This window comes from Streptomyces sp. NPDC053513, assembly GCF_044544765.1.
Lineage (GTDB): Bacteria > Actinomycetota > Actinomycetes > Streptomycetales > Streptomycetaceae > Streptomyces > Streptomyces litmocidini.
Genome location: NZ_JBITXP010000005.1, coordinates 371,568 through 397,512 on the forward strand (window position 1 = coordinate 371,568; position 25,945 = coordinate 397,512).

Here is a 25,945-nt window from a genome sequence, read left to right on the forward strand (position 1 = left end):
GCCTCTCGCGCCCCTCGCTCCCCGGGTGGTCCGTCCGGGGAACGCGCCCTCCAGGTTACCCGGTCGAACAGAAGGCCGGATCGGGCGCCATTCCGTTCGGGGCAAGCCAGTAGACACGCCGTCAGACGTTTGCCGCTCGACAAACATAGAACAGATGTTCCACACTCTGTTCGTACAGTAGTTCGAATACGTGGTGCCCCCGCTCCTCACTCCGCGGCGCCGCCACACACGCACGGGCAAGCAACCGGAAGGCAGGCGTCCATGACTCAGCAGGCCGAGGCATCGCGACCGCACATCTCGCTCCAGGACCGCCTCCGCCAGCTCCTCGACGGACCCGTCGCCCTCGACAAGAGAGCGTTGCTCGGCACGCTGTACGCCGAGGTCTCCCGCTACGAGGCCCTCGCGTACTCGGCGGGCTGGAACGACGCCCTCGCGACCCTGCGCCGCGACCCCCGCCCGGACGAGGACGCCTAGCCGCCCGAACGCCCGTCTCCCCGCACGAGCCCCTGCCGATCCCTGCGGCAGGGGCTCTTCGGCGCATGGCCTCACCGGCCGGAAGCGGAGCAACCATGTCAGACGCAGTGACCAGAGAAGAGCTGAAGAAACAGCTCGACGAGTTCCACGAGAGCCTCATCAAGGGGAGCGAGCCGGTCAAGGCGACGTACCCCAAGGACCCCAAGGACCAGGGGGACGATGTAAAGGACCCCAAGAAGAAGGAGAAGGAGGAGACCTTCCAGGTCTCCAAGCTCAAGCAGGCGCTCATCGACGCCCAGCCCAGGATCGTCACCGACGCGATGCTGCCGTTCGCCTTCGTCTCCCGGTTCGCCGAGATGTACGAGGAGCTGCACAAGGAGCTGTCGTCCGAACTCCTCGAATCGTGGGGCCTGGACACGCTCGGTGGCGCGGTCGAGAAGTTCCACGAGAACCACGAGGCCAAGTGGGCCTACTTCTGGACCGCGATCGGCGGCCTCCTCGTCCCCCTGCTGGCCGCCAGCCTGGTCATCGTCCTCCGGAAGGCCATCCTCGACGGCTTCCGAAAGCTCCAGGCCCTGGTGTTCAGCGGCCAGGCCTACGCCCTCAACGAGGACCAGACCCGGATTCAGCGCCAGCCCCTCCAGAACATCCGCGACCGGGAGGCGCAGGGCGCCGCGGTCGTCCTCACCGATCCTCCGGACCCGGCGCGGCTGAACGATCTGAAGCAGGCCCTCGGCCAGATCAACCGACGCATCATCAACTTCAACAAGGCCGTGGGGAAGATGAAGAGCGCCGCCGCGCTCAAGCGTCTCGCCGGCGGAGTGGAAGCGGTGACGAAGGCGACCGACGCCGCCAACCCGACCGAGATCGAGAAGCTCGCCGACGCCATCGGCAAGATCGGCGACGCCCAGGACAAGTTCAACCCGCGCGACCTCCCCAAGCCCCGCACGCTCCAGGCGACCGCGGACGCCGCCAAGGACCTCGCCACGGCGACGGGAACCCTGCGCACGAAGCTGAACGAGTTCGCGGCCTCGGTCCGCACCCTCGACGACGTCATCGGCACGGCGACCGGCTGATCCCACCCCACCACGAAAGGAGGTAACCCATGTCTCTCGTCAAGTCCCTCAAGGGCGCGTCCGACGGTCTGCGCACACTCAAGACGCAGGCGTCCGGCGCCGGCGGCTCGGTCAAGAAGGTCGGCGACGCCGGCAAGGCGGCGTCCGGTCAGCTCAAGACCCTCAAGACCAACGCCCAGGGTTCCAACACCCAGCTCAAGAACCTCAAGTCGGCCTCGGACCAGGCCGAGAAGGCCATGTCGAAGGCCGGCAAGACCGCCGAGTCCGCCGGAAAGAAGCTCGGCAAGTACGAGTCCGGCGCCGGAAAGGCGTCCAAGGGCCAGGACAAGCTCAACAAGTCGATGAAGGGCAACTTCCTCGCCCGTCTCATCGACCTCTTCATGCCGCTGATCGAGAAGATCGTCGACATGGCCCTGCAGTCGAAGACGATGCAGAAGATCCTGAAGAAGGCCTTCGACGCCGTCAAGACCGTGATCAGCTCGGTCATGAAGGCCGTCGGCCCGATCATGAAGAAGGCCGGCCAGCTGATCAAGACGGTGTGGAACGGCATCAAGAAGGCCATCTCCAGCGTCGTCAAGGCCGTCGCCACCGTCATCAAGACCTACGTGAAGATCTGGAAGACGGTCATCACCACGGTCATGAACGCGATCAAGACGGTCATCGGAGCCGTCTGGAGGGGCATCAAGGCCGTCATCACCCCGGTGGTGAACTGGATCAAGAGCGCGATCCCGAACGCCTTCCGGGCCGTGAAGGACAAGATGTCCTCCATCTGGAACGGCCTCAAGGACATCGCGTCCCGGGCCTTCGAGGGCATCAAGAGCGGCGTGTCCGGCCCGATCAACGCCGTCATCGGCCTCATCAACCGGATGATCAGCGCCGTCAACGGCGTCAAGGTCAGCGTCCCCGGCTGGGTGCCGATCGTCGGCGGCAAGACCTTCGGCGTGAACATCCCGACCATCCCCATGCTCGCCACCGGTGGTGTCGTCATGCCGCGCGCCGGCGGCGTCCCGGCGATCATCGCCGAGGCCGGCGAGGCCGAGGCCGTCCTGCCGCTCTCCAAGCTGGACCGCCTGCTCGCCCTCACCGCCCGCCGCGCCCGGATGCAGGCGCAGCTGCACGGAGGCGGCGGCTCCGGCGCCGGGCTGCACATCGAGCACTACCACGCGGCCCGGGGCAGCGACCCGCACGCCACCGCCGACGCGCTCATGTACCTCGTGAAGGCGCGAGGAGCCCGCGCATGAGTGCCGCCCTGGCCGTCATGCCGCGGGTCAGGATGCCGAGGTTCCAGGCGGTCGCTCCGCGGCTGTCGTCCCTGCGCCAGGGCGCCGACCAGGCGGCCGACACGCTCAAACGGCTCAGGGGGGACGTCCAGCAGGCGGCCGGGGGCATCGGCAGGCTCGCCTCCGAGCTCCGCACCGCCGGCGCCTCCGTCCGCACCCTCGGCTCCACCGCCTCCGGCACCGCCTCCTCCGTCCGGAGGATCCAGCGGTCCAAGGCCGGCGCCGGCGTCAGGAAGCTCGGCACCGCCGCCGGAAAGGCGCGTACGGCCGCCGGGAAGTTCGGCCCCGCGATCGGCGGCATCCTGTCGATCCTCGCGCCGATGCTGCCCGTCGCCGACGTCATCACCAAGCTGATGGACACGTACGGCACCGTCATGACCGTCGCCTCCGTCGCCATGACCGGCGTCAACCTCGCCATGCGCGCCAACCCGATCGGCTTCCTCGTCGGCATCCTCGTGCCCGTCGCCGCCTGGCTCATCGAGTACGCGATGCAGACCGAGACCGGCCAACGGATCATGAAGCAGGTCTTCCAGGCCGCGCTGAAGGGCTTCCAGTCGGTCTGGAACTTCCTCCAGCCGGTCATCAAGCTCATCGGCACGGCCGTCGGGACCTACGTCAAGGCGTACCTCACCCTGTTCAAAACCGCGCTCAAGGGCATCGGCTCCGCGATCGACGGCATCAGGAGGATCGGCGGCGCCGTCTCCTCCGCCGCCAACGCCATGCGCGGGATCGCGTCCCGCACCATGGGCGCCGTCAAGAACGCGGTCAAGCCGGTCCTGACCTTCATCACGGACAAGATCCCCGGCTTCTTCCGGCACGCGAAGGACGCCGTCGCCAAGGCCCTGCGCGGCATGGGCGACCTGGTCAAGGGCGCCCTGAGCGCCGTGCTCGGTGTCGTCAAGGGACCGATCAACGGTCTCATCGCCTTCGCGAACTGGATCATCGACGGCCTCGACAAGCTGAGCTTCAAGGTCCCGCTCACGAACAAGAAGTTCGGCGTCGACATCGACAAGATCCCGATGCTCGCCGAGGGCGGTGTCGTCTTCCCCGGTGCCGACTCCGCGCCGCGCATCGACCCGCTCACCGTCCTCGAGAGCCGCCGCGTCCCGGCGGCCGACGAGCCGCCCCGGGCGCCGCACCGCCTCCGGGACTTCCACGAGGACCCGGGTGCCGGCCCGCGGGCGGTCGCGGAGGACCTGCTCTTCCTCGCCGGCGCCCACTGCTGACGCCCTCCCGCCCCGACATCCCCTCAGAAGTGAGGTGACGGCCCCATGGCCGAGACCACGCCCCCGTACGCCGGAAACACCTACACCGCCGACCTCGCGCCCGGCTCGCTCATCACCCAGGACGGGCAGATGCAGTGGGCCGGGCTCCTCATCGGACCCGGCACCCCCTTCAACGTCGACAAGTCCGGTCTGACGGGCTGGGAGGACCTCCCCGAGTACGACTCCTCCGACGCCGACCGGCCCACCTCCCACGGCGCCTGGCCCGGCTCCCGCTACGCCAAGCCCCGCAAGATCGGCGGCACGATCGTCCTGATGCCGGAGTACGGCGGCGCGGTCGAGGCCGTCCGCGCGCTGCGGCAGGCGCTCGCCCTGCTCGACGAGGAGCGGTGGCTCACCGTGCGGCTGCACGGCGAACTGCTCACCGTCCGCGCCCGGATAGCGCAGCGCGTCGTCCCGGCCGACCAGGGCTTCGCCACCCAGGGCAGCTCGCGCATGTCGGTCCAGTGGCTCGCCTCCGACCCCCGCCGGTACGCGGTCAACGAGGAGATCGCCACCACCACTCCCCCGCAGCCGGAATCGGGCCTCACCTGGCCGCTGACCTGGCCGCTCAGCTGGGGCCAGGCGAAGAGCACCGGTGACGCCGTCGTCGAGAACACCGGCTCCGCCCCGGCCCACCCGGTGATCGTCTTCCGCGGCCCCTGCTCCATGCCGTCCGTCACCGAGCGGGTCAGCCGCCGCCGGCTGCGGTACGCGATCGACCTGGCCGCCGGCGACGAGCTCACCGTCGACACCCGCGCGGGCACGGTCATGCTCAACAACTCCGCCTCCCGGCTGCACACCGCGATGGCCGACTCCACCCCGGAGGAGCTGTTCGTGGTGGAACCCGGTCGCACGGACCTGTCCTTCCGGCCCGAGAAGGGGACCGAGGAAGCGCTCATGACCGTGCGCTGGCGCAGCGCCGAATGGTGATCCGCGCCCCACGGCCCGCCGTCCACCGGTGATCCCGGCCCGGCCCGCACGGTGACTGCCCGTCAGTCGCCTTCGCGGGCCGGGCCGTTCCCTTCTCGTCGACCATCCCGACCCCTTTCGGAGAGGTGACCCCATGACCGTACGCGCCGCTTGGCTCCAGCCCACCGGCCAGACCCGCGAGGACACCCGTCTGACCCTCGCCGCCCTGCTGACCCCCAGCGGCCAGAGCGCCGAGGAGACCCCGCTCCGCTCGCGTCCGGGCGTCGTGCCGGGCGGCTTCGTCCTCAAGGACAGCGCGCCCATGCAGTGCACCATCGGCACCGGCCGGGCGATCGTCCAGGGCAACGACACCGCCCAGGGCGCCTATCTCGTCTCCGCCACCGCGCCGGAGAGCTTCACCCTCGCGGACGGCGACCCCCAGTACGACCGGATCGACCTGATCGAGCTGGCCGTCATCGACGACGCCTACGACCGGACCGGCGAAACCCAGGCCCTGATACGCCTGGTCAAGGGCGAGGCCACCGCCGCCCCCGTCGTCCCGGCGAGCGGGCCCGGCAGCACGATCCCGCTCTACACGATCCGGGTGCCGAAGGGCACCTCCGCCGGCACCGGCGGCATCCTCTGGTCCTCCGCCGTCACCACCATGCACTGGCCGGTCGTCGCGCTCGGCGGGATCATGCCCACCAGCGGCTACAAGGGCGCGTACGCCGGTCAGTACCGGGACGCCTCCAACCTCCTCCAGCGCTGGGACGGCACGACCTGGGTCTCGTACCCCAAGGCCATCGGCGGCATCGCCCCGAGCACCACGGCCACCGGCGGCTACACCGGCCAGTACCGGGACAACGGCGGCGGGCTGCAGCGCTGGAACGGTTCCGCCTGGCAGTACGTCGAGGGCGCCTCGACCGTGCTGCTCAGCGCCACGCAGTGGCTCGCCGCGCAGCAGCAGAGCATCGCCCCCAACACCTGGACCGTGCTCAGCCTGCCCACCGTCGAGGTCGACGACGCCGCCGCCTGGACCACGAACAACAACACCTACACCGTGCCGCGCACCGGCTGGTGGCGGATCTCCGCACACGCCACCTGGGCCAACGACTCCCAGACCGGCATGCGCGGCGCCCGCGTCATGGTCGGCGGCGTCGGGCAGTCCCGGCTGACCTGGCTCACCCCCGCCGGCAACGGCGCCGTCTCCGTGGGCGGCAGCGGCCTGCTCAGGCTCACCGCCGGCGAGCTCCTCCAGCTCGCCGGCTTCCACAGCCACACCGCGGCGATCAAGACCCTCGGCGGCTCCGGCTACGCCTGCAACCTCTCCGCCGAGTGGATCAAGTCCTGACCCCCGCGACCGCCGAACCGTCCCCCGACTCCTCGAACGGAGAAACCCCATGAACCTGCGCAGCAGCTGGGTCGCCGAGACCGGCCAGACCCGCGAGGACACCCGTCTCACCCAGACCGGCGTCACCACGATGACCAACCCGGTCCAGGTCCGCTCCGGCGTCCTGCCCGGCTCGTACGGCGGCCAGTACCGGCTCTCCGGCTTCTGGACCTTCGGCTCCGCCGCCATGACGGCCACCGTCTCCGAGGGCCGGGCCGTCATCCAGGGCGAGATCTCCCAGGGCGCGTACCCGGTGACGCTGCCCACCTCCGAGACCGTCACCTTCGCGCCGGGCAACGCCCAGTACAACCGCATCGACCTGCTCGTCCTCAGGATCTACGACAACCTGTACGACGGCCAGCAGCGCAACGAGGCCGTGGTGGAGGTCATCCAGGGCCAGGCGAACCAGGACCCGCAGCCCCCGGCCGCCCCGCCGCGCTGCCTCCCGCTGTACGAGGTGACCGTCCCGGCCGGCGCCAGCGCGGGCAACGGCGGCATCCCGTGGGCCAGCGCCCTCAAGGACCTGCGCACCCCGGTCGTCTCCCTCGGCGGCATCCTCCCGGTCGAGGGCCCGGTCCTGCCGGGCTCCTACCCCGGCCAGTACCAGGACGCGGGCGGCGCGCTCCAGCGCTGGGACGGCGGCGCCTGGGTCTCGTACCCCTCGGCGCTCGGCGGCATCGTCCCGGCCTCCGCCTCCACCACGCCGGCCAGCTACATCGGCCAGTACCGCGACGCGGCGGGCGGCGCGCTCCAGCGCTGGGACGGCAACGCCTGGGTCTCCTACCCCTCGGCGCTCGGCGGCATCATCCCGGCCTCCTCCACCGCGCCCGCCAGCTACGTCGGCCAGTACCGCGACACGCCGAGCGGCCAGCTCCAGCGCTGGAACGGCTCGTCATGGGTCACGGTCACGCCGGGCCCGTACTTCGTCGACAACGGCGACTACGGCGACACCCCGTCGACCACCTACACCTCGACGCTGGCCGGCCGCACCACGAACCCGCTCACGGTCAACTTCGTCGCCCCGCCGTCGAAGGCCGTCGCCGTCAGCTTCGGCTGCAAGCTGCGGTCGGGGAGCCCCGACCACTACGCCTACATGGCGCTCAAGCTCACCCAGGGCGCCACGGTCGTCAACGACCTCGACGACGACTACGCGACGATCGCCGCCAGCCAGCACATGGTCTCGGTCTCCACCACGCGCCGGTACTCGTCCCTGACCCCGGGCGCGACCTACACGCTCACGGCCTACTTCCGGGTCATCGCCAACACCCTCAGCCTCAAGGCCGGGTTCGACAACACGTTCATCAAGGTCGACCCGCTGCCGTAGCCCCGATCCGCCCATCCCACAGGAGAACACCATGGCACTGCGCAGCGGATGGCTCCCGCCGACCGGGCAGACCCGTGTCACCACCCGTCTCACCTCCCTCGGGGCCGTCACCCCGGCCGACCCGCTCGTCTCGCGCTCCGGCATCCTGCCGGGCTCGACCGACGGCACGTACCGGGTCAGCGGCCTCTCCCTGACCTCCAGCGGCCCGATGAGCGCGACGATCCACGCCGGGCGCGCCGTCGTCCAGGGGACGAACAACCAGGGCGCGTACCCCGTCGCCCTCGACGCGGACACCGTCCTCACCTTCGGGGACGGCGATCCGCTCAACCCGCGCATCGACCTCGTCGTCCTGCGCGTGTACGACGACGAGTTCGACCACCTGACCAGGAGCGAGGCGGTCCTGGAGATCGTCAGGGGCGAGCCGAAGGCACAGCCGACGGCCCCGAGCGCGCCCCCCGCCTCGCTCGTCCTCTTCTCGGTCAAGGTCAAGGCCGGGACCTCGGCCGGCACCGGCGGCATCGGCTGGACGAGCGGCGACCTGACCGACCTGCGCACCACGGTCGCCGCGGTGGGCGGCATCCTGCCCGTCTACAACAACGCCGGTGTGCCCGGCTCCTACCCGGGCCAGTACCAGGACAACGACAACACCCACTACCTCCAGCGCTGGAGCGGCACCGGCTGGATCGCGTACCCGAAGGAGATCGGCGGCGTCGCCCCCAACGGCGCGCTCTCCGTCGGCAGTTACATCGGCCAGTTCCGCGAGAACAACGGCACGCTCCAGCGCTGGAACGGCACCACGTGGGCCGCGTACCAGCCGCCGGTGGAGGTGGAGACCACCACCAGCGGCATCACGGCGCTGCCCGGCTGGACGGTGCTGGCGTTCTCCGCCCGACGCACCCGGGGCATCGCGACCGTCCTCATCAGCGTCACCCGCAACGGCGCCGACATCAACGCCAACAGCGCCGGCAACATCAACGACGAACCCCTGTGCACCCTGCCCGCCGGCTGGCGCCCCGCCTTCGACCACGAGGCCTCCGCCTGCGACGGCTTCGCCGACGGCGGCGCCTACATAGCCCCCAGCGGGCAGGTCAACCTGCGCACCTGGTCCCCGAACGGCGCCCTGGTGGCCGGCCGGTCCGTGCGCATCTCCGCGACCTACGTCCTGTAAGGGGGCTGCCCCATGGCACTCGACACGCCCTACCGGGCCATCTTCTGCGACCTGGTCACCGACCAGACGCTGGACATCCTGCCGCTGCGGGACGTCTCGTTCGAGGACTACATCGGCCGGGCCGGCTCCCTCTCCGGCACCGTTCCCATCCCCGACCGCGCCATGGCCGACCGGGTCCACAAGATCCGGCCGGGCCGCACCACGGTCTACCTGGAGCGCGGCGGGGACCTGTGGTGGGGCGGCATCGTCTGGACCACCACCCTCCAGGGCAGCGACCGGGGCGTCCTGACCCTGAGCGTCCAGGCCGCCACCTTCGACTCGTACGCGTCCCGGCGGCGCATCCGCAAGGAGATCAAGTTCACCCAGCCCACCGACCAGTTCGTCATCGCCCGCACCCTCTGGCGGGACCTCTCGGAAGGGCTGGCCGAAAGCGCCATCGACGTCGGCGACTGGGAGGAGAAGTCCGACGTGCTGCGGACCGCGTCCTGGCGGTACGGCGACGAGATCGTCTACCAGGAGGCCCTCGACCAGCTCGGCGCCCAGGTGAAGGGCTTCGAGTACCAGATCCTGGTCTACCGCGACCCGGACCCGGGCAAGAACAGGCGGGTCCGCGAGCTGCGGCTCGGCTCGCCCAAGATCCGTACCGGCGCCACCGACATGGTCTTCGACCGGCCCGGCGCGATCCTCTCGTACTCCTTCTCGGACGACGCCACCCGCGGCGGCACCGCCGCCCTGGCGCGCGGCGCCACGACCAACGGCAACGCCGCCACCGAATCCCGGCCGACCCTGTCCGACCTCATGACTCCGGACAAGATCGACGGCGACTGGCCCCCGCTCGACCTCTCGTCGGACCACAACGACGTCAGCGACAAGGCCACGCTGAACTCGCTGGCGAAGGCGGCCGTCGACGAGGCCTCGGGGTCGGCGGTGATCCCCGAGATCAGCATCCGGCTCGGCGGGATCGTGCCCCCGGCACTCCTCGGCCGCACCGCCCGCATCCGCATCACCGACGAATGGCACCCGGCGGGCCTCGACACCCGCTACCGCATCGTCGGCGTCAAGGTGCGGCCGGCCGAACGAGGCCGCCCCGACACCGCCGAACTCGCCCTTGAGGAGGCCTGATGGCACTGCTGCCCGAGGACATCATCGACCGGCTGATCCAGATGGAACGCCGGATCCAGGCCCTGTCCACAGCGGTGAACACCCGCCCGCCGCTCAACGAGATCGTCAACGGCTCGTTCACCGTGAAGCGGCAGCCGAACCTCGACGACCCCACCACGGCCGTCACCGTCGCCCAGTTCATCACCAGCGGCCCGGGCGGCAGCAAGCCGGTGCTGCGGATCAACGACGCCTACGGCCACGAGATCCTCTCCGACGACATCCTCACCGGCGGTCTCGCCCGCCCCTGGCTGCCGATGCTGCCGCCGCAGGACTCCGTCAACCAGGCGAACTGGCCCTACACCTCCGCCACCGCCTGGACCACGTTCGCCACCTCGACCAACGTGATCTGGCAGCCCAGGCTGCGGCTGCGGATGCTGACCAAGGTCGTCGGAACCGGCCAGATCCGGGTGATGGTCAACGGCGTCCAGTTCGGCCCCACCGTCACCACCACGTCCGTCTTCGACTTCACGGGCGCCGTCACCACCGACATGCAGGCCGACTTCGGCAAGGACCTGACCGTCGAGATCCAGGGCTACGTCACCGGCACCAGCACCGTCTACGCCCAGCCCGTCCGGATGCACGGCCTCCAGTCCTGACCCGCCCCACTCCCCCGGAAAGGAGCACCCTATGACCCCCGACCCGAGCCACCCCTGGGGCCTCGCCATCGACTACGCGGGCCGCGGCACCGTCATCGAGAACGGCCACACCATCACCGTCCGCCTCTACGACAACTCGTTCGGCGGCCCGCTGGAGATCGACCCGATCACCGGCGAGTACCCGGCGGTGTACGTCAGCGCCCAGGTCAACGAGAACGGCCAGAACGGCGCCTCGCTGCGCGGCTACGGCACGACCGTGGTCCAGCCGACCGCCGGCCGGCAGGCCGTGCCCGACCCCACCGCCGTGCAGAGCGCCGTCGCCGAAGCGCTCGCCGACTTCGAGACCCGCCGCGCCGCCCAGGCGGCGCTCTGCGCGGCCTGGGACCCGGCCGCCCCGCCGGCGCCCGCCCCGTAACCCGCCGCGCCCCATCCGTACGCCCGCCCCGCGCCGCACCACGGCCGGGGCTTTCGCATTCCCGGAGGACACCAGATGGCCACTCCCCTCACCGCGGACCGGTTCGTCGCCGCGCTCCGCGCCGAAGGCGTCACCGTCGTCGAACACCCCGGCTGGCGCACCCACAACCGCAACGGCCACGGCGCCTGGGGCCCCGTCACCGGCGTGATCATCCACCACACCGTCTCCGCCGGCACCGCCAACACCGTCGAGATGTGCTTCGACGGATACGAGGGGCTGCCGGGCCCGCTCTGCCACGGCGTCATCGCCAAGGACGGCTCCGTCCACCTCGTCGGCAACGGGCGCGCCAACCACGCCGGCGGCGGCGACCCGGCCGTCCTCAAGGCCGTCGTCTCCGAGACGTACGGGGACCGGCCGCCCGCCCCCCGCGAGCACCAGGGCAGCTCCGGCGCCGTCGACGGCAACTCCCGCTTCTACGGCTTCGAGTGCGTCAACCTCGGCAACGGCACCGACCCCTGGCCGCCCGCCCAGCTCGACGCGATCGAACGGGTCTCCGCCGCCCTGTGCCGGGCCCACGGCTGGGGCGCCCGTTCCGTCATCGGCCACAAGGAGTGGTCGGACTGGAAGGACGACCCCCGGGGCTTCGCCATGCCGACGATGCGCGACCGGGTCCAGGCCCGGCTGAACAAGGCCCCCGCCAAGCCCGCCCCCGACGCCGGCAAGCCGGCCACCCCCCGCCTCCAGCCCTTCCCGGGCACCTCGTTCTTCCGCAGGGAGACGAGCTCCCCGATCATCACCGCCATGGGCCGCCGCCTCGTCGCCGAGGGCTGCTCCGCGTACACCGTCGGCCCGAGCCCCCGCTGGGGCGAGGCCGACCGCCTCAGCTACGCGAAGTGGCAGCACAAGCTCGGCTTCCGCGGCTCCGACGCCGACGGCATCCCGGGCGCCGCGTCCTGGAACGCGCTGAAGGTCCCGTACACGAAGTAACGCAAGGAGCACAGTGATGTCCGATGCCGCCAAGCGCACGGCCCGTACCGTCCTCCAGTCCGCCGTCGGCATCGCCGTCGTGCTCCCCGCCATCGTCGACGCCTCCGGCATCCCCGCGACCCTCCCCTGGGTCGCGGGGGCGCTGGCCGTCGCCGGCGGACTGGCCCGGGTGATGGCCCTCGACCTGGTGCAGAACCTGCTGCCGTCCTGGCTGCGCCCCACCCCGGGCGGTGCCGATGACCGAGCCTGATCCGAACGATCCCGTCGCCGTCGCCCTGGAACTGGAGCGGCTCCGCGGCACCCTGGAGGCCGGCTTCGCCCGCGTCGACGGCTCGCTCGCCCTGCTCGTGCAGCGCAGCGACCAGACCGACAAGCAGCTCGCCGACCACGAGGCCCGCCTCGACGAGCTGGAACGGGCCCGCTGGCCGCTGGCCAGCATCGCGGCGGTGACGGCGAGCGCCGGCGTGCTCGTGGCGCTCTGGGAGCTGGCCGTCAGGTGACCCCTCCGTGACACGCCGAAGGGCGGCCACCCCGTGCGCAACGGGGTGGCCGCCCTTCGGTCGAGCGACTCGCTTACTGGTTGTACGGACCGTAGTCGTAGTCCTCCAGCGGAACGGCCTGGCCGGAGCCCGAGCCGAACGGCGAGTAGTCGATGTCGTCGTAGCCGACGGCCGAGTACATCGCGGCCTTGGCCTCCTCGGTCGGCTCGACCCGGATGTTGCGGTAGCGGGACAGACCCGTACCGGCCGGGATGAGCTTACCGATGATGACGTTCTCCTTGAGGCCGATGAGGCTGTCGGACTTGGCGTTGATCGCCGCGTCCGTCAGGACTCGGGTCGTCTCCTGGAAGGAGGCGGCCGACAGCCAGGACTCCGTCGCCAGCGAGGCCTTGGTGATACCCATCAGCTGCGGACGGCCGGAGGCGGGGTGACCGCCCTCGGTGACCACACGACGGTTCTCCTGCTCGAACTTCGAGCGCTCGACCAGCTCGCCCGGGAGGAGCTCCGCGTCGCCGGACTCGATGATCGTCACGCGGCGCAGCATCTGCCGGATGATGATCTCGATGTGCTTGTCGTGGATCGACACGCCCTGCGAGTTGTAGACCTTCTGGACTTCGCCGACCAGGTGGACCTGGACCGCGCGCTGACCGAGGATCCGGAGCACGTCGTGCGGGTTGGTGGCACCCACGGTGAGCTTCTGGCCGACCTCGACGTGGTCGCCCTCGCCCACGAGCAGACGGGCACGCTTCGAGATCGGGTAGGCCGTCTCGTCGGTGCCGTCGTCCGGGGTGACGACGATCTTCTTGGTCTTCTCGGTCTCCTCGATGCGGACGCGACCGGCCGCCTCGGAGATCGGGGCGACACCCTTCGGCTGCCGCGCCTCGAAGAGCTCGACGACACGGGGCAGACCCTGGGTGATGTCGTCACCGGCCACACCACCGGTGTGGAAGGTACGCATCGTCAGCTGGGTACCGGGCTCACCGATGGACTGGGCGGCGATGATGCCGACCGCCTCACCGATGTCGACCAGCTTGCCGGTGGCGAGCGAACGGCCGTAGCAGAACGCGCAGGTGCCGACGGCGGACTCACAGGTCAGGACCGAACGGGTCTTGACCTCCTCGACGCCCGCGGCGACGAGGGCGTCGATGAGCACGTCACCCAGGTCGACGTTGGCCGGCGCGATGACCTTGCCGTCGACGACGACGTCCTCGGCGAGCATCCGCGCGTACACGGAGGTCTCGACGTCGTCCGTCTTCCGCAGGACACCGGCCTCGTCCTTGGCCGCGATCCGCAGCTTCAGACCGCGCTCGGTGCCACAGTCCTCCTCGCGGATGATGACGTCCTGCGAGACGTCCACCAGACGACGGGTCAGGTAACCCGAGTCGGCGGTACGCAGGGCGGTGTCGGCGAGACCCTTACGGGCACCGTGCGTCGAGATGAAGTACTCGAGGACGGAGAGGCCCTCGCGGAAGGACGCCTTGATGGGACGCGGGATGGTCTCGTTCTTCGCGTTCGACACCAGACCACGCATACCGGCGATCTGCCGCATCTGCATCATGTTTCCTCGGGCACCCGAGTCAACCATCATGAAGATGGGGTTCGTCTTGGGGAAGTTCGCGTTCATCGCCTCGGCGACCTCGTTGGTCGCCTTGGTCCAGATCGCGATGAGCTCCTGCGTGCGCTCTTCCTTGGTGATCAGACCGCGCTCGTACTGCTTCTGGACCTTCTCGTCCTGCGCCTCGTAGCCCTTGACGATCTCCTTCTTCGCCTCGGGAACGACGACGTCGGAGATGGCCACGGTGACGCCGGAACGGGTCGCCCAGTAGAAGCCCGCCGCCTTCAGGTTGTCGAGCGTCGCCGCCACGATGACCTTGGGGTAGCGCTCGGCGAGGTCGTTGACGATCTCGGAGAGCTGCTTCTTGCCGACGGAGTAGTCGACGAACGGGTAGTCCTCGGGCAGCAGCTCGTTGAAGAGCGCGCGGCCCAGCGAGGTCTTCAGACGGAACGAGTCACCCTGCTGCCACTCCGGCTCGCCCTCCTCGGCGACCGGGGGGACCCAGCCACGGGGAGCGACGGTGCCGACCGGGAAGCGGATCTCGATCTGCGACTGCAGCGCGAGCTCGCCGGCGTCGAACGCCATGATCGCCTCGGCCGTGGAGCCGAACGCGCGGCCCTCGCCCTTGGTGTCACGGAGCTCGCCGTCGGTGGTGAGGAAGAACAGACCGAGGACCATGTCCTGGGTCGGCATCGTCACCGGACGGCCGTCGGCGGGCTTGAGGATGTTGTTCGAGGACAGCATCAGGATGCGGGCCTCGGCCTGCGCCTCCGCGGAGAGCGGCAGGTGGACGGCCATCTGGTCACCGTCGAAGTCCGCGTTGAACGCGGTGCAGACGAGCGGGTGGATCTGGATGGCCTTGCCCTCGACCAGCTGCGGCTCGAAGGCCTGGATGCCGAGGCGGTGCAGCGTGGGCGCACGGTTCAGCAGCACCGGGTGCTCGGCGATGACCTCTTCGAGGACGTCGTACACGACGGTGCGGCCGCGCTCGACCATGCGCTTGGCCGACTTGATGTTCTGCGCGTGGTTCAGGTCGACCAGGCGCTTCATCACGAACGGCTTGAAGAGCTCCAGCGCCATGGCCTTCGGCAGACCGCACTGGTGCAGCTTGAGCTGCGGGCCGACGACGATGACGGAACGCGCCGAGTAGTCGACACGCTTGCCGAGCAGGTTCTGACGGAAACGACCCTGCTTGCCCTTCAGCATGTCGCTGAGGGACTTCAGCGGACGGTTGCCGGGGCCCGTCACCGGGCGACCGCGACGGCCGTTGTCGAAGAGGGCGTCGACCGCCTCCTGGAGCATCCGCTTCTCGTTGTTCACGATGATCTCGGGGGCACCGAGGTCGAGCAGACGCTTCAGACGGTTGTTGCGGTTGATCACACGGCGGTACAGGTCGTTCAGGTCGGAGGTCGCGAAGCGGCCACCGTCCAGCTGCACCATCGGACGCAGGTCCGGCGGGATGACCGGGACGCAGTCGAGGACCATGCCCTTGGGGCTGTTCGCCGTCTGCAGGAACGCGGAGACGACCTTGAGGCGCTTGAGCGCACGGGTCTTCTTCTGGCCCTTGCCGGTGCGGATGATCTCGCGGAGGCGCTCGGCCTCCTCCTCCAGGTCGAAGGACTCCAGGCGCTTCTGCAGCGCCGCGGCACCCATCGAGCCGTCGAAGTACGTGCCGAAGCGGTCACGCAGCTCGCGGTAGAGGAGCTCGTCGCCCTCCAGGTCCTGGACCTTGAGGTTCTTGAAGCGCGACCAGACCTCGTCCAGACGGTCGATCTCGCGCTGCGCGCGGTCGCGCAGCTGCTTCATCTCGCGCTCGGCACCCTCGCGCACCTTGCGGCGCACGTCGGCCTTGGCGCCCTCGGCCTCCAGCTCGGCGAGGTCGTTCTCGAGCTTCTTGGCGCGGGCCTCCAGGTCGGAGTCGCGACGGTTCTCGATCTGCTGGCGCTCGACGGAGACGTGCGCCTCCAGGGAGGGCAGGTCACGCGTACGACGCTCGTCGTCGACGTACGTGATCATGTACGCCGCGAAGTAGATGACCTTCTCCAGGTCCTTCGGGGCGAGGTCGAGCAGGTAGCCGAGGCGCGACGGAACGCCCTTGAAGTACCAGATGTGGGTGACGGGCGCGGCCAGCTCGATGTGGCCCATCCGCTCACGGCGCACCTTGGCGCGGGTGACCTCGACGCCACACCGCTCACAGATGATGCCCTTGAAGCGGACGCGCTTGTACTTGCCGCAGTAGCACTCCCAGTCCCGGGTCGGACCGAAGATCTTCTCGCAGAAGAGTCCGTCCTTCTCGGGCTTCAGGGTGCGGTAGTTGATGGTCTCCGGCTTCTTGACCTCGCCGTGGCTCCACTGACGGATGTCGTCAGCGGTGGCCAGACCGATCCGGAGCTCGTCGAAGAAGTTGACGTCGAGCACTATGCGTCAATCCCTCTCAGGGTTGTAAGGCTGTGGGTCTGATACGGGGGTCCTGGGGCCGGCGGGGGACTCAGCGGTGTTTCACCGAGTCCCCGCACCGGACTCCCGTCAGACCTCTTCGACGCTGCTCGGCTCGCGCCGGGACAGGTCGATGCCGAGCTCCTCCGCTGCGCGGAAGACGTCCTCGTCGGTGTCGCGCATCTCGATGGACATGCCGTCCGAGGACAGCACCTCCACGTTGAGGCACAGGGACTGCATCTCCTTGATGAGGACCTTGAAGGACTCGGGGATGCCGGGCTCAGGGATGTTCTCGCCCTTGACGATGGCCTCGTAGACCTTCACGCGGCCGGTCACGTCGTCGGACTTGATCGTCAGCAGCTCCTGGAGGGCGTACGCGGCGCCGTAAGCCTCCAGCGCCCACACCTCCATCTCACCGAAGCGCTGGCCACCGAACTGGGCCTTACCACCCAGCGGCTGCTGGGTGATCATCGAGTACGGGCCGGTCGAACGCGCGTGCAGCTTGTCGTCGACCAGGTGGTGCAGCTTGAGGATGTACATGTACCCGACGGAGATCGGGTCCGGGAACGGCTCGCCGGAGCGGCCGTCGAACAGCCTCGCCTTGCCGGACGGGAGCACCATGCGCTCGCCGTCGCGGTTCGGGATGGTGTGCTGGAGCAGACCCGCGAGCTCGTCCTCACGCGCACCGTCGAAGACCGGGGTGGCGACGTTGGTGCCGGGGGCGACCTGGTCGGCGCCGATCGCCTGGAGGCGCTGCGCCCACTCGTCCGCGAGCCCGGAGACGTCCCAGCCGCGGCTGGCGAGCCAGCCGAGGTGGATCTCCAGGACCTGTCCCGGGTTCATTCGGGACGGGACACCCAGCGGGTTGAGGATGATGTCGACCGGGGTGCCGTCCTCGAGGAACGGCATGTCCTCGATCGGGAGGATCTTGGAGATGACACCCTTGTTGCCGTGACGGCCGGCGAGCTTGTCACCGTCGGTGATCTTGCGCTTCTGGGCGACGTAGACGCGGACCAGCTGGTTCACGCCCGGGGGAAGCTCGTCGCCCTCCTCGCGGTCGAAGACGCGGACGCCGATGATCTTGCCGATCTCGCCGTGCGGCACCTTCAGCGAGGTGTCACGGACCTCACGGGCCTTCTCACCGAAGATCGCGCGGAGCAGGCGCTCCTCCGGGGTCAGCTCGGTCTCGCCCTTCGGGGTGACCTTGCCGACCAGGATGTCGCCGGCGACGACCTCGGCACCGATGCGGATGATGCCGCGCTCGTCGAGGTCCGCGAGGACCTCCTCGGAGACGTTCGGGATGTCCCGGGTGATCTCCTCGGGGCCGAGCTTGGTGTCACGGGCGTCGACCTCGTGCTCCTCGATGTGGATCGAGGAGAGGACGTCGTCCTGCACGAGGCGCTGCGACAGGATGATCGCGTCCTCGTAGTTGTGGCCCTCCCACGGCATGAACGCCACGAGCAGGTTCTTGCCGAGCGCCATCTCGCCGTCTTCGGTGGCGGGACCGTCGGCGAGGACCTGGCCCTCGATGACGCGGTCGCCCTCGTCCACGACGACCTTCTGGTTCACAGAGGTGCCCTGGTTGGAGCGGGAGAACTTGTGCAGGCGGTACGTGATGTACGTGCCGTCGTCGTTGGCGACCGTGATGTAGTCGGCCGACAGCTCCTGGACGACACCGTCCTTCTCGGCCTTGAGCACGTCGCCGGCGTCGGTGGCGCAGCGGTACTCCATGCCGGTGCCGACGAGCGGGGCCTCCGACTTAATCAGCGGGACGGCCTGACGCATCATGTTCGCGCCCATGAGGGCACGGTTGGCGTCGTCGTGCTCGAGGAAGGGGATCATGGCGGTCGCGACCGACACCATCTGGCGCGGCGAGACGTCCATGTAGTCCACGTCCGACGGCTCGACGTAGTCGACCTCGCCGCCACGCTTGCGGACCAGGACGCGGTTCTCGGTGAACCGGAGGTTCTCGTCGAGCGCGGCGTTGGCCTGCGCGATGACGAAGCGGTCCTCCTCGTCGGCGGTGACGTAGTCGACCTCGTCGGTGACCTGGCCGTCGACGACCTTGCGGTACGGCGTCTCGATGAAGCCGAACGCGTTGACGCGGCCGTACGAGGCGAGCGAACCGATCAGACCGATGTTCGGGCCTTCGGGGGTCTCGATCGGGCACATGCGTCCGTAGTGGGACGGGTGCACGTCTCGGACCTCGAAGCCGGCCCGCTCACGGGAGAGACCACCGGGACCCAGCGCCGAGAGACGACGCTTGTGCGTCAGACCCGACAGCGGGTTGTTCTGGTCCATGAACTGGGACAGCTGCGAGGTGCCGAAGAACTCCTTGATCGACGCCACGACCGGGCGGATGTTGATCAGGGTCTGCGGGGTGATCGCCTCGACGTCCTGGGTGGTCATCCGCTCGCGGACGACGCGCTCCATACGAGCCAGACCCGTGCGGACCTGGTTCTGGATGAGCTCGCCGACGTTGCGCAGACGACGGTTGCCGAAGTGGTCGATGTCGTCGGTCTCGACGACGATCTCGTTGCCGTTCTCGCCGATCGTCTCGGTCTCGCCCGCGTGGAGCTTCACCAGGTACTTGATCGTGGCGATGATGTCGTCGGTGGTGAGGACACCGGCGTCCAGCGGCTCGTCGGCGCCGAGCTTCTTGTTCACCTTGTAGCGGCCGACCTTGGCGAGGTCGTAGCGCTTCGGGTTGAAGTAGAGGTTCTCGAGCAGCGTCTGAGCGGCCTCGCGGGTCGGCGGCTCGCCCGGACGGAGCTTGCGGTAGATGTCGAGCAGCGCGTCGTCCTGGCCCTGGGTGTGGTCCTTCTCCAGGGTGGCGCGCATGGACTCGTACTCGCCGAACTCCTGCAGGATCTGCTCGGTGGTCCAGCCGAGGGCCTTCAGGAGGACGGTGACGGACTGCTTGCGCTTGCGGTCGATGCGGACACCGACCAGGTCGCGCTTGTCGATCTCCATCTCCAGCCAGGCACCCCGGGACGGGATGATCTTGGCGGAGAAGATGTCCTTGTCGGACGTCTTGTCGATCGACGAGTCGAAGTAGACACCGGGGGAACGGACCAGCTGCGACACCACGACGCGCTCGGTGCCGTTGATGACGAAGGTGCCCTTGTTGGTCATGAGCGGGAAGTCGCCCATGAAGACCGTCTGGGACTTGATCTCGCCGGTCTCGTTGTTGGTGAACTCGGCGGTGACGAAGAGCGGGGCGCCGTACGTGAAGTCACGGTCCTTGCACTCGTCGATCGAGTTCTTCGGCGGCTCGAAGCGGTGGTCGCGGAAGGTCAGCGACATCGACCCGGAGAAGTCCTCGATCGGGGAGATCTCCTCGAAGATCTCCTCCAGACCGGACTTCGTGGGGACGTCCTGTCCCGACTCAAGGGCAGCCTCGACGCGAGCCTTCCAGGCGGCGTTGCCGAGCAGCCAGTCAAAGCTCTCGGTCTGCAGCGCGAGGAGGTTCGGAACCTCGAGGGGCTCCTTGATCTTTGCAAAGGAGATGCGCAGCGGGGCGGTGCTTGCGCCGTTGTTCGTATTGGTCGAGGCGTTGCGCGAGGCGGCCAAGAGGGGGTCCTTCCGAGGGCTCGGACTCACTACGCGCGTACCGGTCCCCTGCAGCACTTCACGGCAGACGTTTCCTGAGCCGGCCGAAAGGCCAGGTCAGACGGGGTCGGTCCACGAAGTTGATGCGAAGGTATGCCCCTGGTGACGGGCAGGGGGCAGCTAACAGGCAGCGCAAAGGGTCAGTGTAGCCACTTGGCTCACTGATGTCCAGGGCGACTTCTTCGCGACCCTCGTTGCTCTCAACTCCGCGGTACCTCGCGCCGTGCGGCGCACCTCGATACTGCCCGTTCGGTCGTCGATCCATGCCTCGGAAACGGATCGTTGTGACGACGCGTCCTGAGAATTGCGCGCTGCGTGCGGTTCGTCAAGACCTGTTCGTCCCGGGGCGCACGGCGAAGATCACCATACTCCGCTTCCGGCGGCCTCCAGGACCCCCGCCACGCCCGTTCCGGGAACGCCGAGAGGCGACCACCCAGATGGATGATCGCCTCTCGGTGCCTCCGCGTTACACGGGGGCAGGAGTCAGCTCAGCGAGCCGAAACGGTCTTACTTGACCGTGACGGAGGCGCCGGCGGCCTTGAGGGACTCGGCGGCCTTGTCGGCGACGTCCTTCGCGACCTTCTCGAGGACCGGCTTCGGGGTGCCGTCGACGAGGTCCTTGGCCTCCTTGAGGCCCAGGGAGGTGAGCTCGCGCACGACCTTGATGACCTGGATCTTCTTGTCGCCGGCACCCTCGAGGATGACGTCGAACTCGTCCTGCTCCTCGGCCTGGGCGGCGCCACCGTCACCCGAGACCGGGCCGGCGGCAACGGCGACGGCCGCGGCGGCGGTGACGTCGAACTTCTCCTCGAAGGCCTTCACGAACTCGGAGAGCTCGATGAGGGTCATCTCCTCGAACTGGGCGAGGAGGTCGTCCTGAGAGAGCTTCGCCATGATGGGCGATCCTTCCACTAATCTCGGCAGGTGCCGATGTGTCTATAGAGGCGGGCGTAACGGCCCGCTACGACCCGCGCACTAGGCGGCGCGGATCAATGCGCGAGCCGAATTACTCGGCACCGCCCTGCTCGGCCTGCTTGGCGCGAAGCGCGTCCACGGTGCGGACGAGCTTCGACGGCAGCGCCTGGAAGAGCTGAGCAGCCTGAGACTGCTTGCCCTTGAACGCGCCGGCCAGCTTGCTGAGCAGAACCTCGCGGGACTCGAGGTCCGCAAGCTTCTTGATGTCGTCGGCGGAGAGAGCCTTACCGTCAAGGACACCGGCCTTGATGATGAGGTTCGGGTTCTCCTTGGCGAAGTCACGCAGGGCCTTCGCCGACTCCACCGGGTCACCGGTGACGAAGGCGACCGCGGTCGGACCAGCGAAGTGCTCGTCCAGTGCGGTGATCCCGGCCTCGTTGGCCGCAATCTTGGTCAGCGTGTTCTTCACCACGGCGTACTGGGCGTTCTCACCGAGAGAGCGACGCAGCGTCTTGAGCTGCGCGACGGTGAGACCCCGGTACTCGGTCAGCACGGCGGCGTTGGAGCTCTGGAACGCGTCCTTGAGCTCGGCCACCGATGCAGCCTTGTTGGGCGTCGGCATAGTGCGTCAGCCTCCTTCCGGGTGATGAGGACCGCTCAGAAGGAGGCTGAACAAAACAAAACGCCCCGGGCGCAGGCGCACGGGGCTGAGCTCGACCGAACGGTAAGGTCCGGGAACACTTCCACAGTCACCTGCGCGGGTCGTCCGTCGTCAGCGGATCCTTCGGCCACCGCACCCGGTAAGGGCACAGCAACGACCAGCGGTCTTTGGCTTCTGTGGAAGCGTACGTGATGGCCTGCGCCGGGTGCAAATCAGGCCTTGCCGGAGCCCTTCAGCGCCTCGAAGAGGTCCACGGTCTCCTTGGCCGGCGGGGCCTGGACGGCGACCTTGGTGCCGTAGTCGCTGTAGTCGGCCCGGATCTGCATGGTGCCCTGCGCCATGGTCATGCCGAGGTTCATACGGGCCGGGTAGCCGTCCTCGGTGACCCAGAGCTCGGTGTCGTAGCCCTTGAGGCCCGCCTTCCTCACGTTGGCGATGAGCTTGTCGTGGTCCTCCTTGGAGAGGAGCTTCGACGACTCGTTGGCCTTGAGCATCTGCTCGAAGGTGAGCGTGCCCCTGTAGTGCTGGGTCTCCATGCCGTTGACCTTCTCGGCACCGACGTGCTTCAGGTCCGGGGAGTCCAGGAGCAGGGCGAGCTGCTGGGACGGGTCCTGGTTCATGTTGTCCAGGCCGCCGGTCATCTGCTTCTGCAGCGCCTTGTCGCCGGATGCCTCCGCGACGGCCTTCAGGTCCAGCTTCAGCCAGCGCTTGCCGCCCATCCCGGCGGCCTGCTCGGCGCCCATGTCCATGTACATGGCCTGGTCGAGCATGATCACGTGCATCTGCTCGGGCCCGCCGGGCTTGCCGGCGGACAGCATGGAGCCCTTCATGGTGAAGTCCATCACCGCCGGGTTCCAGCCCTGGGTCCCCGTCATCTCGACGGTGCCGGACTCCGCGCCGACGCCCTCCATGCTCATGGTCATCCTGACCTTGGCGGCCCTGGCGGCCGAGGTCTTCTCGTACGCGGCCTGGATGACCTTCGTGACGTCGCCGTGGCTCTGCGCCCGCGACTCGGCTCCCCCGGCCTTCGCGTCGCCGTCCTGACAGCCCGCGATCCCCGTGACGACGGCCGCTGCCGTCAGCGCGATGCCCGCGCGCTTCCAAGCGGACGTGCTCATGAGTCCCCACCCCTTGGTCCATGACTGTGCGGTCCCTCGCACCGTAGCAAGAAGCCGGCCCCGCACCTCCGGAGAGGTGCGGGGCCGGCTTGACCACTCAGTGAACCGGTGAGGTTCAGACCGCGGCCGGGTCCTCCTCGACGAGGAGGTTGCGGGTGCGGTTGGAGTCCAGCGGGATGCCGGGGCCCATCGTCGTCGTGATGGCCGCCTTCTTGATGTAGCGACCCTTCGCGGCGGACGGCTTCAGACGGAGGATCTCCTCCAGGGCCGCGGCGTAGTTCTCGACCAGCTTCGTGTCGTCGAAGGAGACCTTGCCGATGATGAAGTGCAGGTTCGAGTGCTTGTCGACACGGAACTCGATCTTGCCGCCCTTGATGTCGTTGACAGCCTTCGCGACATCGGGGGTGACGGTGCCGACCTTGGGGTTCGGCATGAGACCACGCGGGCCGAGGACGCGGCCGAGGCGGCCGACCTTGCCCATGAGGTCCGGGGTGGCCACAACGGCGTCGAACTCGTTCAGGCGGTTGCCCTTGGAGATCTCGTCGATGAGCTCGTCGGAGCCGACGATGTCGGCGCCCGCGGCGATCGCGGCCTCGGCACGCTCACCGGTCGCGAAGACCAGGACCCGGGCGGTCTTGCCGGTGCCGTGCGGGAGGTTCACGGTGCCACGGACCATCTGGTCGGCCTTGCGCGGGTCGACACCCAGGCGGAAGGCGACCTCGACGGTGCCGTCGAACTTCGTGGTGGCGGTCTCCTTGGCGAGACGGACGGCCTCGAGGGGGGCGTAGAGCCGCTCGCGGTCGACCTTGGCGTCCGCGTTGCGGAGAGCCTTGCTGCGCTTCACTGCTTCTCCTGTGCAGTTACACCATGCGGCTGACGCCGCGTGGCAGGTATGGAGTCGTGGTGCGGACCGCGCCGGCCCTACCACTAAGAGGTCAGACGGGGGGTGATCAGCCCTCGACCGTGATGCCCATGGAACGGGCGGTGCCGGCGATGATCTTGGACGCGGCGTCCAGGTCATTGGCGTTGAGGTCGGGGAGCTTGACCGTGGCGATCTCGCGGACCTGGGCGGCCGTGAGCTTGGCGACCTTGGTCTTGTGCGGCTCGCCGGAGCCCTTCTCCACACCCGCGGCCTTGAGGATCAGCTTGGCGGCCGGCGGAGTCTTGGTGATGAAGGTGAAGGTGCGGTCCTCGTAGACCGTGATCTCCACCGGCACGACCATGCCACGCTGCGACTCGGTCGCGGCGTTGTAGGCCTTGCAGAACTCCATGATGTTGACGCCGTGCTGACCCAGCGCGGGGCCGACCGGCGGGGCCGGGTTGGCCGCACCGGCGTTGATCTGGAGCTTGATAAGCCCCGTGACCTTCTTCTTCTTGGGAGGCATTGCTCTCTCCGGGTCCTAGTGAGAGTGTTCAGCCCGCCATCCGGTCATCCGGATGGAGGCATACCGCACAACGATAACGGGTATAGTCGCGCGGCTAAAAACCGAGCAGGTCAGAGCGGCTGTGGAAGCCACTCTGACCTGGTCGGAAGACGGTGAGATCAGTTCTTCTGGATCTGGTCGAAGCTGAGCTCGACCGGGGTCTCGCGACCGAAGATCTCGACGAGGCCCTTGACCTTCTTCGAGTCCGGGTTGATCTCGTTGATCGTGGCCTGGAGGGTCGCGAACGGGCCGTCGGTGACGGTGACCGAGTCGCCGACCTCGAAGTCCAGGACCTGGACCTCCAGCTTGCGGGCCGGAGCCGGCTTGCCCTCGGCCTCGGCGGCCTCGCGGGCGGCCTTCTCCTCGGCCTCCGGGGCGAGCATCTTGACGATCTCGTCCAGGGTCAGCGGGTACGGGTCGTAGGCGTTGCCCACGAAGCCGGTGACGCCGGGGGTGTTGCGGACGACGCCCCAGGACTCGTTCGTCAGGTCCATGCGGACGAGGACGTAGCCGGGAAGCTTGTTCTGCTTGACGTTCTTCCGCTCGCCGCCCTTGATCTGGACGATCTCTTCCTCGGGGACCTCGGCCTGGTAGATGAAGTCCTCGACGTTGAGCGAGACGGCACGCTGCTCGAGGTTGGCCTTCACGCGCTTCTCGTAGCCCGCGTAGGTGTGGATGACGTACCACTCGCCGGGGAGGGTGCGGAGCTCCTCGCGGAGCGCGGCGACCGGGTCGACCGGGGCGGCCGGCTCGGCCTCCTCCTCGGTCTCTTCCTCGGCGTCCTCGACCTCGGCCTCGACGGCGTCGTCCTCGTCAGCCTCGTCGGACTCGTCCTCGTCGATCTCGACGTCCTCGTCCGCAGCGTCCTCAGCAGCGTCGACCTCGACGTCCTCGACGTCCTCGTCGGCGGCCTCGACGATGTCCAGCTCGTCCTCGACGGACTCGGACTCGAAGGCGTCGTTCAGGTTCGCGTCAGACACGGTGGCTGCTTCTTCCTGCGATACAGATGGGTGGAACAAAAAGTCAGCCGAAGACGTACTTGACTGCTTCCTGGAAGCCATAGTCAATCACGGTGACGAGGCCGATCATGATGACGACGAAGACAATCACCACGGTGGTGTACGTCGAAAGCTGGCTGCGCGTGGGCCAGACGACCTTGCGGAGCTCGGCGATGATCTGGCGGTAGAAGAGCGCGAGACGGCCCAGAGGGCCCTTCTTTCCGCGCTTCCCGCCCTTGCGGGACTTCTTCTTCGACTCTGCGGACTCGTCGGCATCAGGCATGTCGATGGAGCCTACGGCGTCCGTCACGATCTCTCACCTGATTCCGGGTCGGCCGTGCCGCGCCCGGGTGGAGCCGCACGGCGGTGCAATGAAGTACGTACATGCGCACAACACCTGGCGGTGTGTGTAGCAGGGCCGGAGGGACTTGAACCCCCAACCGCCGGTTTTGGAGACCGGTGCTCTACCAATTGAGCTACGACCCTTTGTCGGTGCCCCCCAACCTACCGCATCGTGAGATGTGGTCGCTGTGGGCCAACGAGGAGTGAGCATACGTGGTCATGGGCCCTCACGTCGAACAGAAAGCGCGCCGACCTGCCGCCGGACGCGCGTACGACCGGGAATGACCGTTCCTGTCCGGTCCGTGAAACCTGTGTGCCGGGCCTCGACGCGGTCTGGGA

At 68.6% G+C, this 25,945-nt stretch carries 23 protein-coding genes and 1 tRNA gene; 14 read left to right on the forward strand and 10 right to left on the reverse strand.

All coding sequences use genetic code 11. The features are described from left to right. Positions 1 to 261 precede the first annotated feature (261 nt). From ACIGW4_RS11900 to ACIGW4_RS11965, 14 genes are all read left to right on the forward strand, one after another. A complete protein-coding gene (locus ACIGW4_RS11900) occupies positions 262 to 474 on the forward strand; it encodes a hypothetical protein (RefSeq protein WP_398710147.1) in 213 nt (70 codons plus the stop codon). A 95-nt stretch (positions 475 to 569) separates the two neighbouring features. Continuing rightward, positions 570 to 1,550: a hypothetical protein gene (locus ACIGW4_RS11905; protein WP_398710145.1), complete on the forward strand. Its 981-nt coding sequence runs from the start codon at positions 570 to 572 to the stop codon at positions 1,548 to 1,550. A 29-nt stretch (positions 1,551 to 1,579) separates the two neighbouring features. Further along, on the forward strand, positions 1,580 to 2,791 hold the full coding sequence (locus ACIGW4_RS11910) for a phage tail protein (protein ID WP_398710144.1): 1,212 nt from the start codon (positions 1,580 to 1,582) through the stop codon (positions 2,789 to 2,791). After that, on the forward strand, positions 2,788 to 4,056 hold the full coding sequence (locus ACIGW4_RS11915) for a tape-measure protein (protein ID WP_398710143.1): 1,269 nt from the start codon (positions 2,788 to 2,790) through the stop codon (positions 4,054 to 4,056). Before ACIGW4_RS11910 ends, ACIGW4_RS11915 begins: the two co-directional genes overlap by 4 nt. 45 nt (positions 4,057 to 4,101) lie before the next feature. Next, complete coding sequence (locus ACIGW4_RS11920; protein WP_123454642.1) at positions 4,102 to 5,025, forward strand: phage distal tail protein; 924 nt, start codon at positions 4,102 to 4,104, stop codon at positions 5,023 to 5,025. 133 nt (positions 5,026 to 5,158) lie between these two features. After that, positions 5,159 to 6,355: a hypothetical protein gene (locus tag ACIGW4_RS11925; RefSeq protein WP_398710141.1), complete on the forward strand. Its 1,197-nt coding sequence runs from the start codon at positions 5,159 to 5,161 to the stop codon at positions 6,353 to 6,355. Between the two features lie 49 nt (positions 6,356 to 6,404). After that, complete coding sequence (locus ACIGW4_RS11930) at positions 6,405 to 7,718, forward strand: hypothetical protein (RefSeq protein ID WP_260174454.1); 1,314 nt, start codon at positions 6,405 to 6,407, stop codon at positions 7,716 to 7,718. 31 nt (positions 7,719 to 7,749) lie between these two features. After that, positions 7,750 to 8,886, forward strand: coding sequence for a hypothetical protein (locus ACIGW4_RS11935; RefSeq protein ID WP_399579968.1), 1,137 nt, complete (start codon positions 7,750 to 7,752; stop codon positions 8,884 to 8,886). A gap of 12 nt (positions 8,887 to 8,898) precedes the next feature. Next, positions 8,899 to 10,008, forward strand: coding sequence for a hypothetical protein (locus tag ACIGW4_RS11940; RefSeq protein ID WP_399579970.1), 1,110 nt, complete (start codon positions 8,899 to 8,901; stop codon positions 10,006 to 10,008). Beyond that, the gene (locus ACIGW4_RS11945; RefSeq protein ID WP_123454634.1) at positions 10,008 to 10,643 is read left to right on the forward strand and encodes a hypothetical protein; all 636 of its coding nucleotides are present in this window, start codon (positions 10,008 to 10,010) and stop codon (positions 10,641 to 10,643) included. The genes ACIGW4_RS11940 and ACIGW4_RS11945 overlap by 1 nt, the downstream gene beginning before the upstream one ends. A gap of 31 nt (positions 10,644 to 10,674) precedes the next feature. Further along, positions 10,675 to 11,058 (forward strand): ATP-binding protein, encoded by a 384-nt coding sequence (locus ACIGW4_RS11950; RefSeq protein WP_399579973.1) that lies wholly within the window; start codon positions 10,675 to 10,677, stop codon positions 11,056 to 11,058. A 75-nt stretch (positions 11,059 to 11,133) separates the two neighbouring features. Then, complete coding sequence (locus ACIGW4_RS11955; protein WP_359590053.1) at positions 11,134 to 12,045, forward strand: peptidoglycan-binding protein; 912 nt, start codon at positions 11,134 to 11,136, stop codon at positions 12,043 to 12,045. Between the two features lie 16 nt (positions 12,046 to 12,061). Continuing rightward, the gene (locus tag ACIGW4_RS11960; protein ID WP_116159371.1) at positions 12,062 to 12,295 is read left to right on the forward strand and encodes a hypothetical protein; all 234 of its coding nucleotides are present in this window, start codon (positions 12,062 to 12,064) and stop codon (positions 12,293 to 12,295) included. Beyond that, positions 12,282 to 12,545 carry a hypothetical protein gene (locus tag ACIGW4_RS11965; protein WP_123454628.1) on the forward strand — a complete coding sequence of 88 codons (264 nt, stop codon included), beginning with the start codon at positions 12,282 to 12,284 and terminating at the stop codon, positions 12,543 to 12,545. The genes ACIGW4_RS11960 and ACIGW4_RS11965 overlap by 14 nt, the downstream gene beginning before the upstream one ends. A 73-nt stretch (positions 12,546 to 12,618) precedes the next feature. Here the strand turns inward: ACIGW4_RS11965 and ACIGW4_RS11970 are convergent, their stop codons facing one another. The 10 genes from ACIGW4_RS11970 to ACIGW4_RS12015 form a co-directional block, all read right to left on the reverse strand. Further along, positions 12,619 to 16,518, reverse strand: a complete 3,900-nt coding sequence (locus ACIGW4_RS11970) for a DNA-directed RNA polymerase subunit beta' (protein ID WP_123454626.1) — start codon at positions 16,516 to 16,518, stop codon at positions 12,619 to 12,621. A 108-nt stretch (positions 16,519 to 16,626) separates the two neighbouring features. Continuing rightward, the gene (rpoB, locus tag ACIGW4_RS11975) at positions 16,627 to 20,109 is read right to left on the reverse strand and encodes a DNA-directed RNA polymerase subunit beta (protein ID WP_123454624.1); all 3,483 of its coding nucleotides are present in this window, start codon (positions 20,107 to 20,109) and stop codon (positions 16,627 to 16,629) included. 546 nt (positions 20,110 to 20,655) lie between these two features. Next, complete coding sequence (gene rplL / locus ACIGW4_RS11980; protein ID WP_123454622.1) at positions 20,656 to 21,042, reverse strand: 50S ribosomal protein L7/L12; 387 nt, start codon at positions 21,040 to 21,042, stop codon at positions 20,656 to 20,658. A gap of 112 nt (positions 21,043 to 21,154) precedes the next feature. Further along, positions 21,155 to 21,685, reverse strand: a complete 531-nt coding sequence (gene rplJ / locus ACIGW4_RS11985; RefSeq protein ID WP_030757401.1) for a 50S ribosomal protein L10 — start codon at positions 21,683 to 21,685, stop codon at positions 21,155 to 21,157. A gap of 251 nt (positions 21,686 to 21,936) precedes the next feature. Beyond that, on the reverse strand, positions 21,937 to 22,842 hold the full coding sequence (locus ACIGW4_RS11990) for a hypothetical protein (RefSeq protein ID WP_399579977.1): 906 nt from the start codon (positions 22,840 to 22,842) through the stop codon (positions 21,937 to 21,939). Between the two features lie 115 nt (positions 22,843 to 22,957). After that, positions 22,958 to 23,686 carry a 50S ribosomal protein L1 gene (gene rplA, locus ACIGW4_RS11995; protein WP_123454618.1) on the reverse strand — a complete coding sequence of 243 codons (729 nt, stop codon included), beginning with the start codon at positions 23,684 to 23,686 and terminating at the stop codon, positions 22,958 to 22,960. A 106-nt stretch (positions 23,687 to 23,792) separates the two neighbouring features. Continuing rightward, positions 23,793 to 24,227, reverse strand: coding sequence for a 50S ribosomal protein L11 (gene rplK / locus ACIGW4_RS12000; RefSeq protein ID WP_030687894.1), 435 nt, complete (start codon positions 24,225 to 24,227; stop codon positions 23,793 to 23,795). A 158-nt stretch (positions 24,228 to 24,385) separates the two neighbouring features. Continuing rightward, a complete protein-coding gene (gene nusG, locus ACIGW4_RS12005; RefSeq protein ID WP_359590056.1) occupies positions 24,386 to 25,246 on the reverse strand; it encodes a transcription termination/antitermination protein NusG in 861 nt (286 codons plus the stop codon). A gap of 43 nt (positions 25,247 to 25,289) precedes the next feature. Further along, complete coding sequence (gene secE / locus ACIGW4_RS12010) at positions 25,290 to 25,574, reverse strand: preprotein translocase subunit SecE (protein ID WP_030687899.1); 285 nt, start codon at positions 25,572 to 25,574, stop codon at positions 25,290 to 25,292. Between the two features lie 103 nt (positions 25,575 to 25,677). Further along, positions 25,678 to 25,750, reverse strand: a tRNA-Trp gene (locus tag ACIGW4_RS12015). Positions 25,751 to 25,945: the final 195 nt, after the last annotated feature.

What these genes read in the sequence shown, in the direction of transcription:
- ACIGW4_RS11900 (WP_398710147.1), top strand. Translation starts at nt 262, where the DNA reads ATGACTCAGCAGGCCGAGGCATCGCGACCGCACATCTCGCTCCAGGAC.
- ACIGW4_RS11905 (WP_398710145.1), top strand. Translation starts at nt 570, where the DNA reads ATGTCAGACGCAGTGACCAGAGAAGAGCTGAAGAAACAGCTCGACGAG.
- ACIGW4_RS11910 (WP_398710144.1), top strand. Translation starts at nt 1,580, where the DNA reads ATGTCTCTCGTCAAGTCCCTCAAGGGCGCGTCCGACGGTCTGCGCACA.
- ACIGW4_RS11915 (WP_398710143.1), top strand. Translation starts at nt 2,788, where the DNA reads ATGAGTGCCGCCCTGGCCGTCATGCCGCGGGTCAGGATGCCGAGGTTC.
- ACIGW4_RS11920 (WP_123454642.1), top strand. Translation starts at nt 4,102, where the DNA reads ATGGCCGAGACCACGCCCCCGTACGCCGGAAACACCTACACCGCCGAC.
- ACIGW4_RS11925 (WP_398710141.1), top strand. Translation starts at nt 5,159, where the DNA reads ATGACCGTACGCGCCGCTTGGCTCCAGCCCACCGGCCAGACCCGCGAG.
- ACIGW4_RS11930 (WP_260174454.1), top strand. Translation starts at nt 6,405, where the DNA reads ATGAACCTGCGCAGCAGCTGGGTCGCCGAGACCGGCCAGACCCGCGAG.
- ACIGW4_RS11935 (WP_399579968.1), top strand. Translation starts at nt 7,750, where the DNA reads ATGGCACTGCGCAGCGGATGGCTCCCGCCGACCGGGCAGACCCGTGTC.
- ACIGW4_RS11940 (WP_399579970.1), top strand. Translation starts at nt 8,899, where the DNA reads ATGGCACTCGACACGCCCTACCGGGCCATCTTCTGCGACCTGGTCACC.
- ACIGW4_RS11945 (WP_123454634.1), top strand. Translation starts at nt 10,008, where the DNA reads ATGGCACTGCTGCCCGAGGACATCATCGACCGGCTGATCCAGATGGAA.
- ACIGW4_RS11950 (WP_399579973.1), top strand. Translation starts at nt 10,675, where the DNA reads ATGACCCCCGACCCGAGCCACCCCTGGGGCCTCGCCATCGACTACGCG.
- ACIGW4_RS11955 (WP_359590053.1), top strand. Translation starts at nt 11,134, where the DNA reads ATGGCCACTCCCCTCACCGCGGACCGGTTCGTCGCCGCGCTCCGCGCC.
- ACIGW4_RS11960 (WP_116159371.1), top strand. Translation starts at nt 12,062, where the DNA reads ATGTCCGATGCCGCCAAGCGCACGGCCCGTACCGTCCTCCAGTCCGCC.
- ACIGW4_RS11965 (WP_123454628.1), top strand. Translation starts at nt 12,282, where the DNA reads ATGACCGAGCCTGATCCGAACGATCCCGTCGCCGTCGCCCTGGAACTG.
- rplL (WP_123454622.1), bottom strand. Translation starts at nt 21,042, where the DNA reads ATGGCGAAGCTCTCTCAGGACGACCTCCTCGCCCAGTTCGAGGAGATG.
- rplJ (WP_030757401.1), bottom strand. Translation starts at nt 21,685, where the DNA reads ATGCCGACGCCCAACAAGGCTGCATCGGTGGCCGAGCTCAAGGACGCG.
- ACIGW4_RS11990 (WP_399579977.1), bottom strand. Translation starts at nt 22,842, where the DNA reads ATGAGCACGTCCGCTTGGAAGCGCGCGGGCATCGCGCTGACGGCAGCG.
- rplK (WP_030687894.1), bottom strand. Translation starts at nt 24,227, where the DNA reads ATGCCTCCCAAGAAGAAGAAGGTCACGGGGCTTATCAAGCTCCAGATC.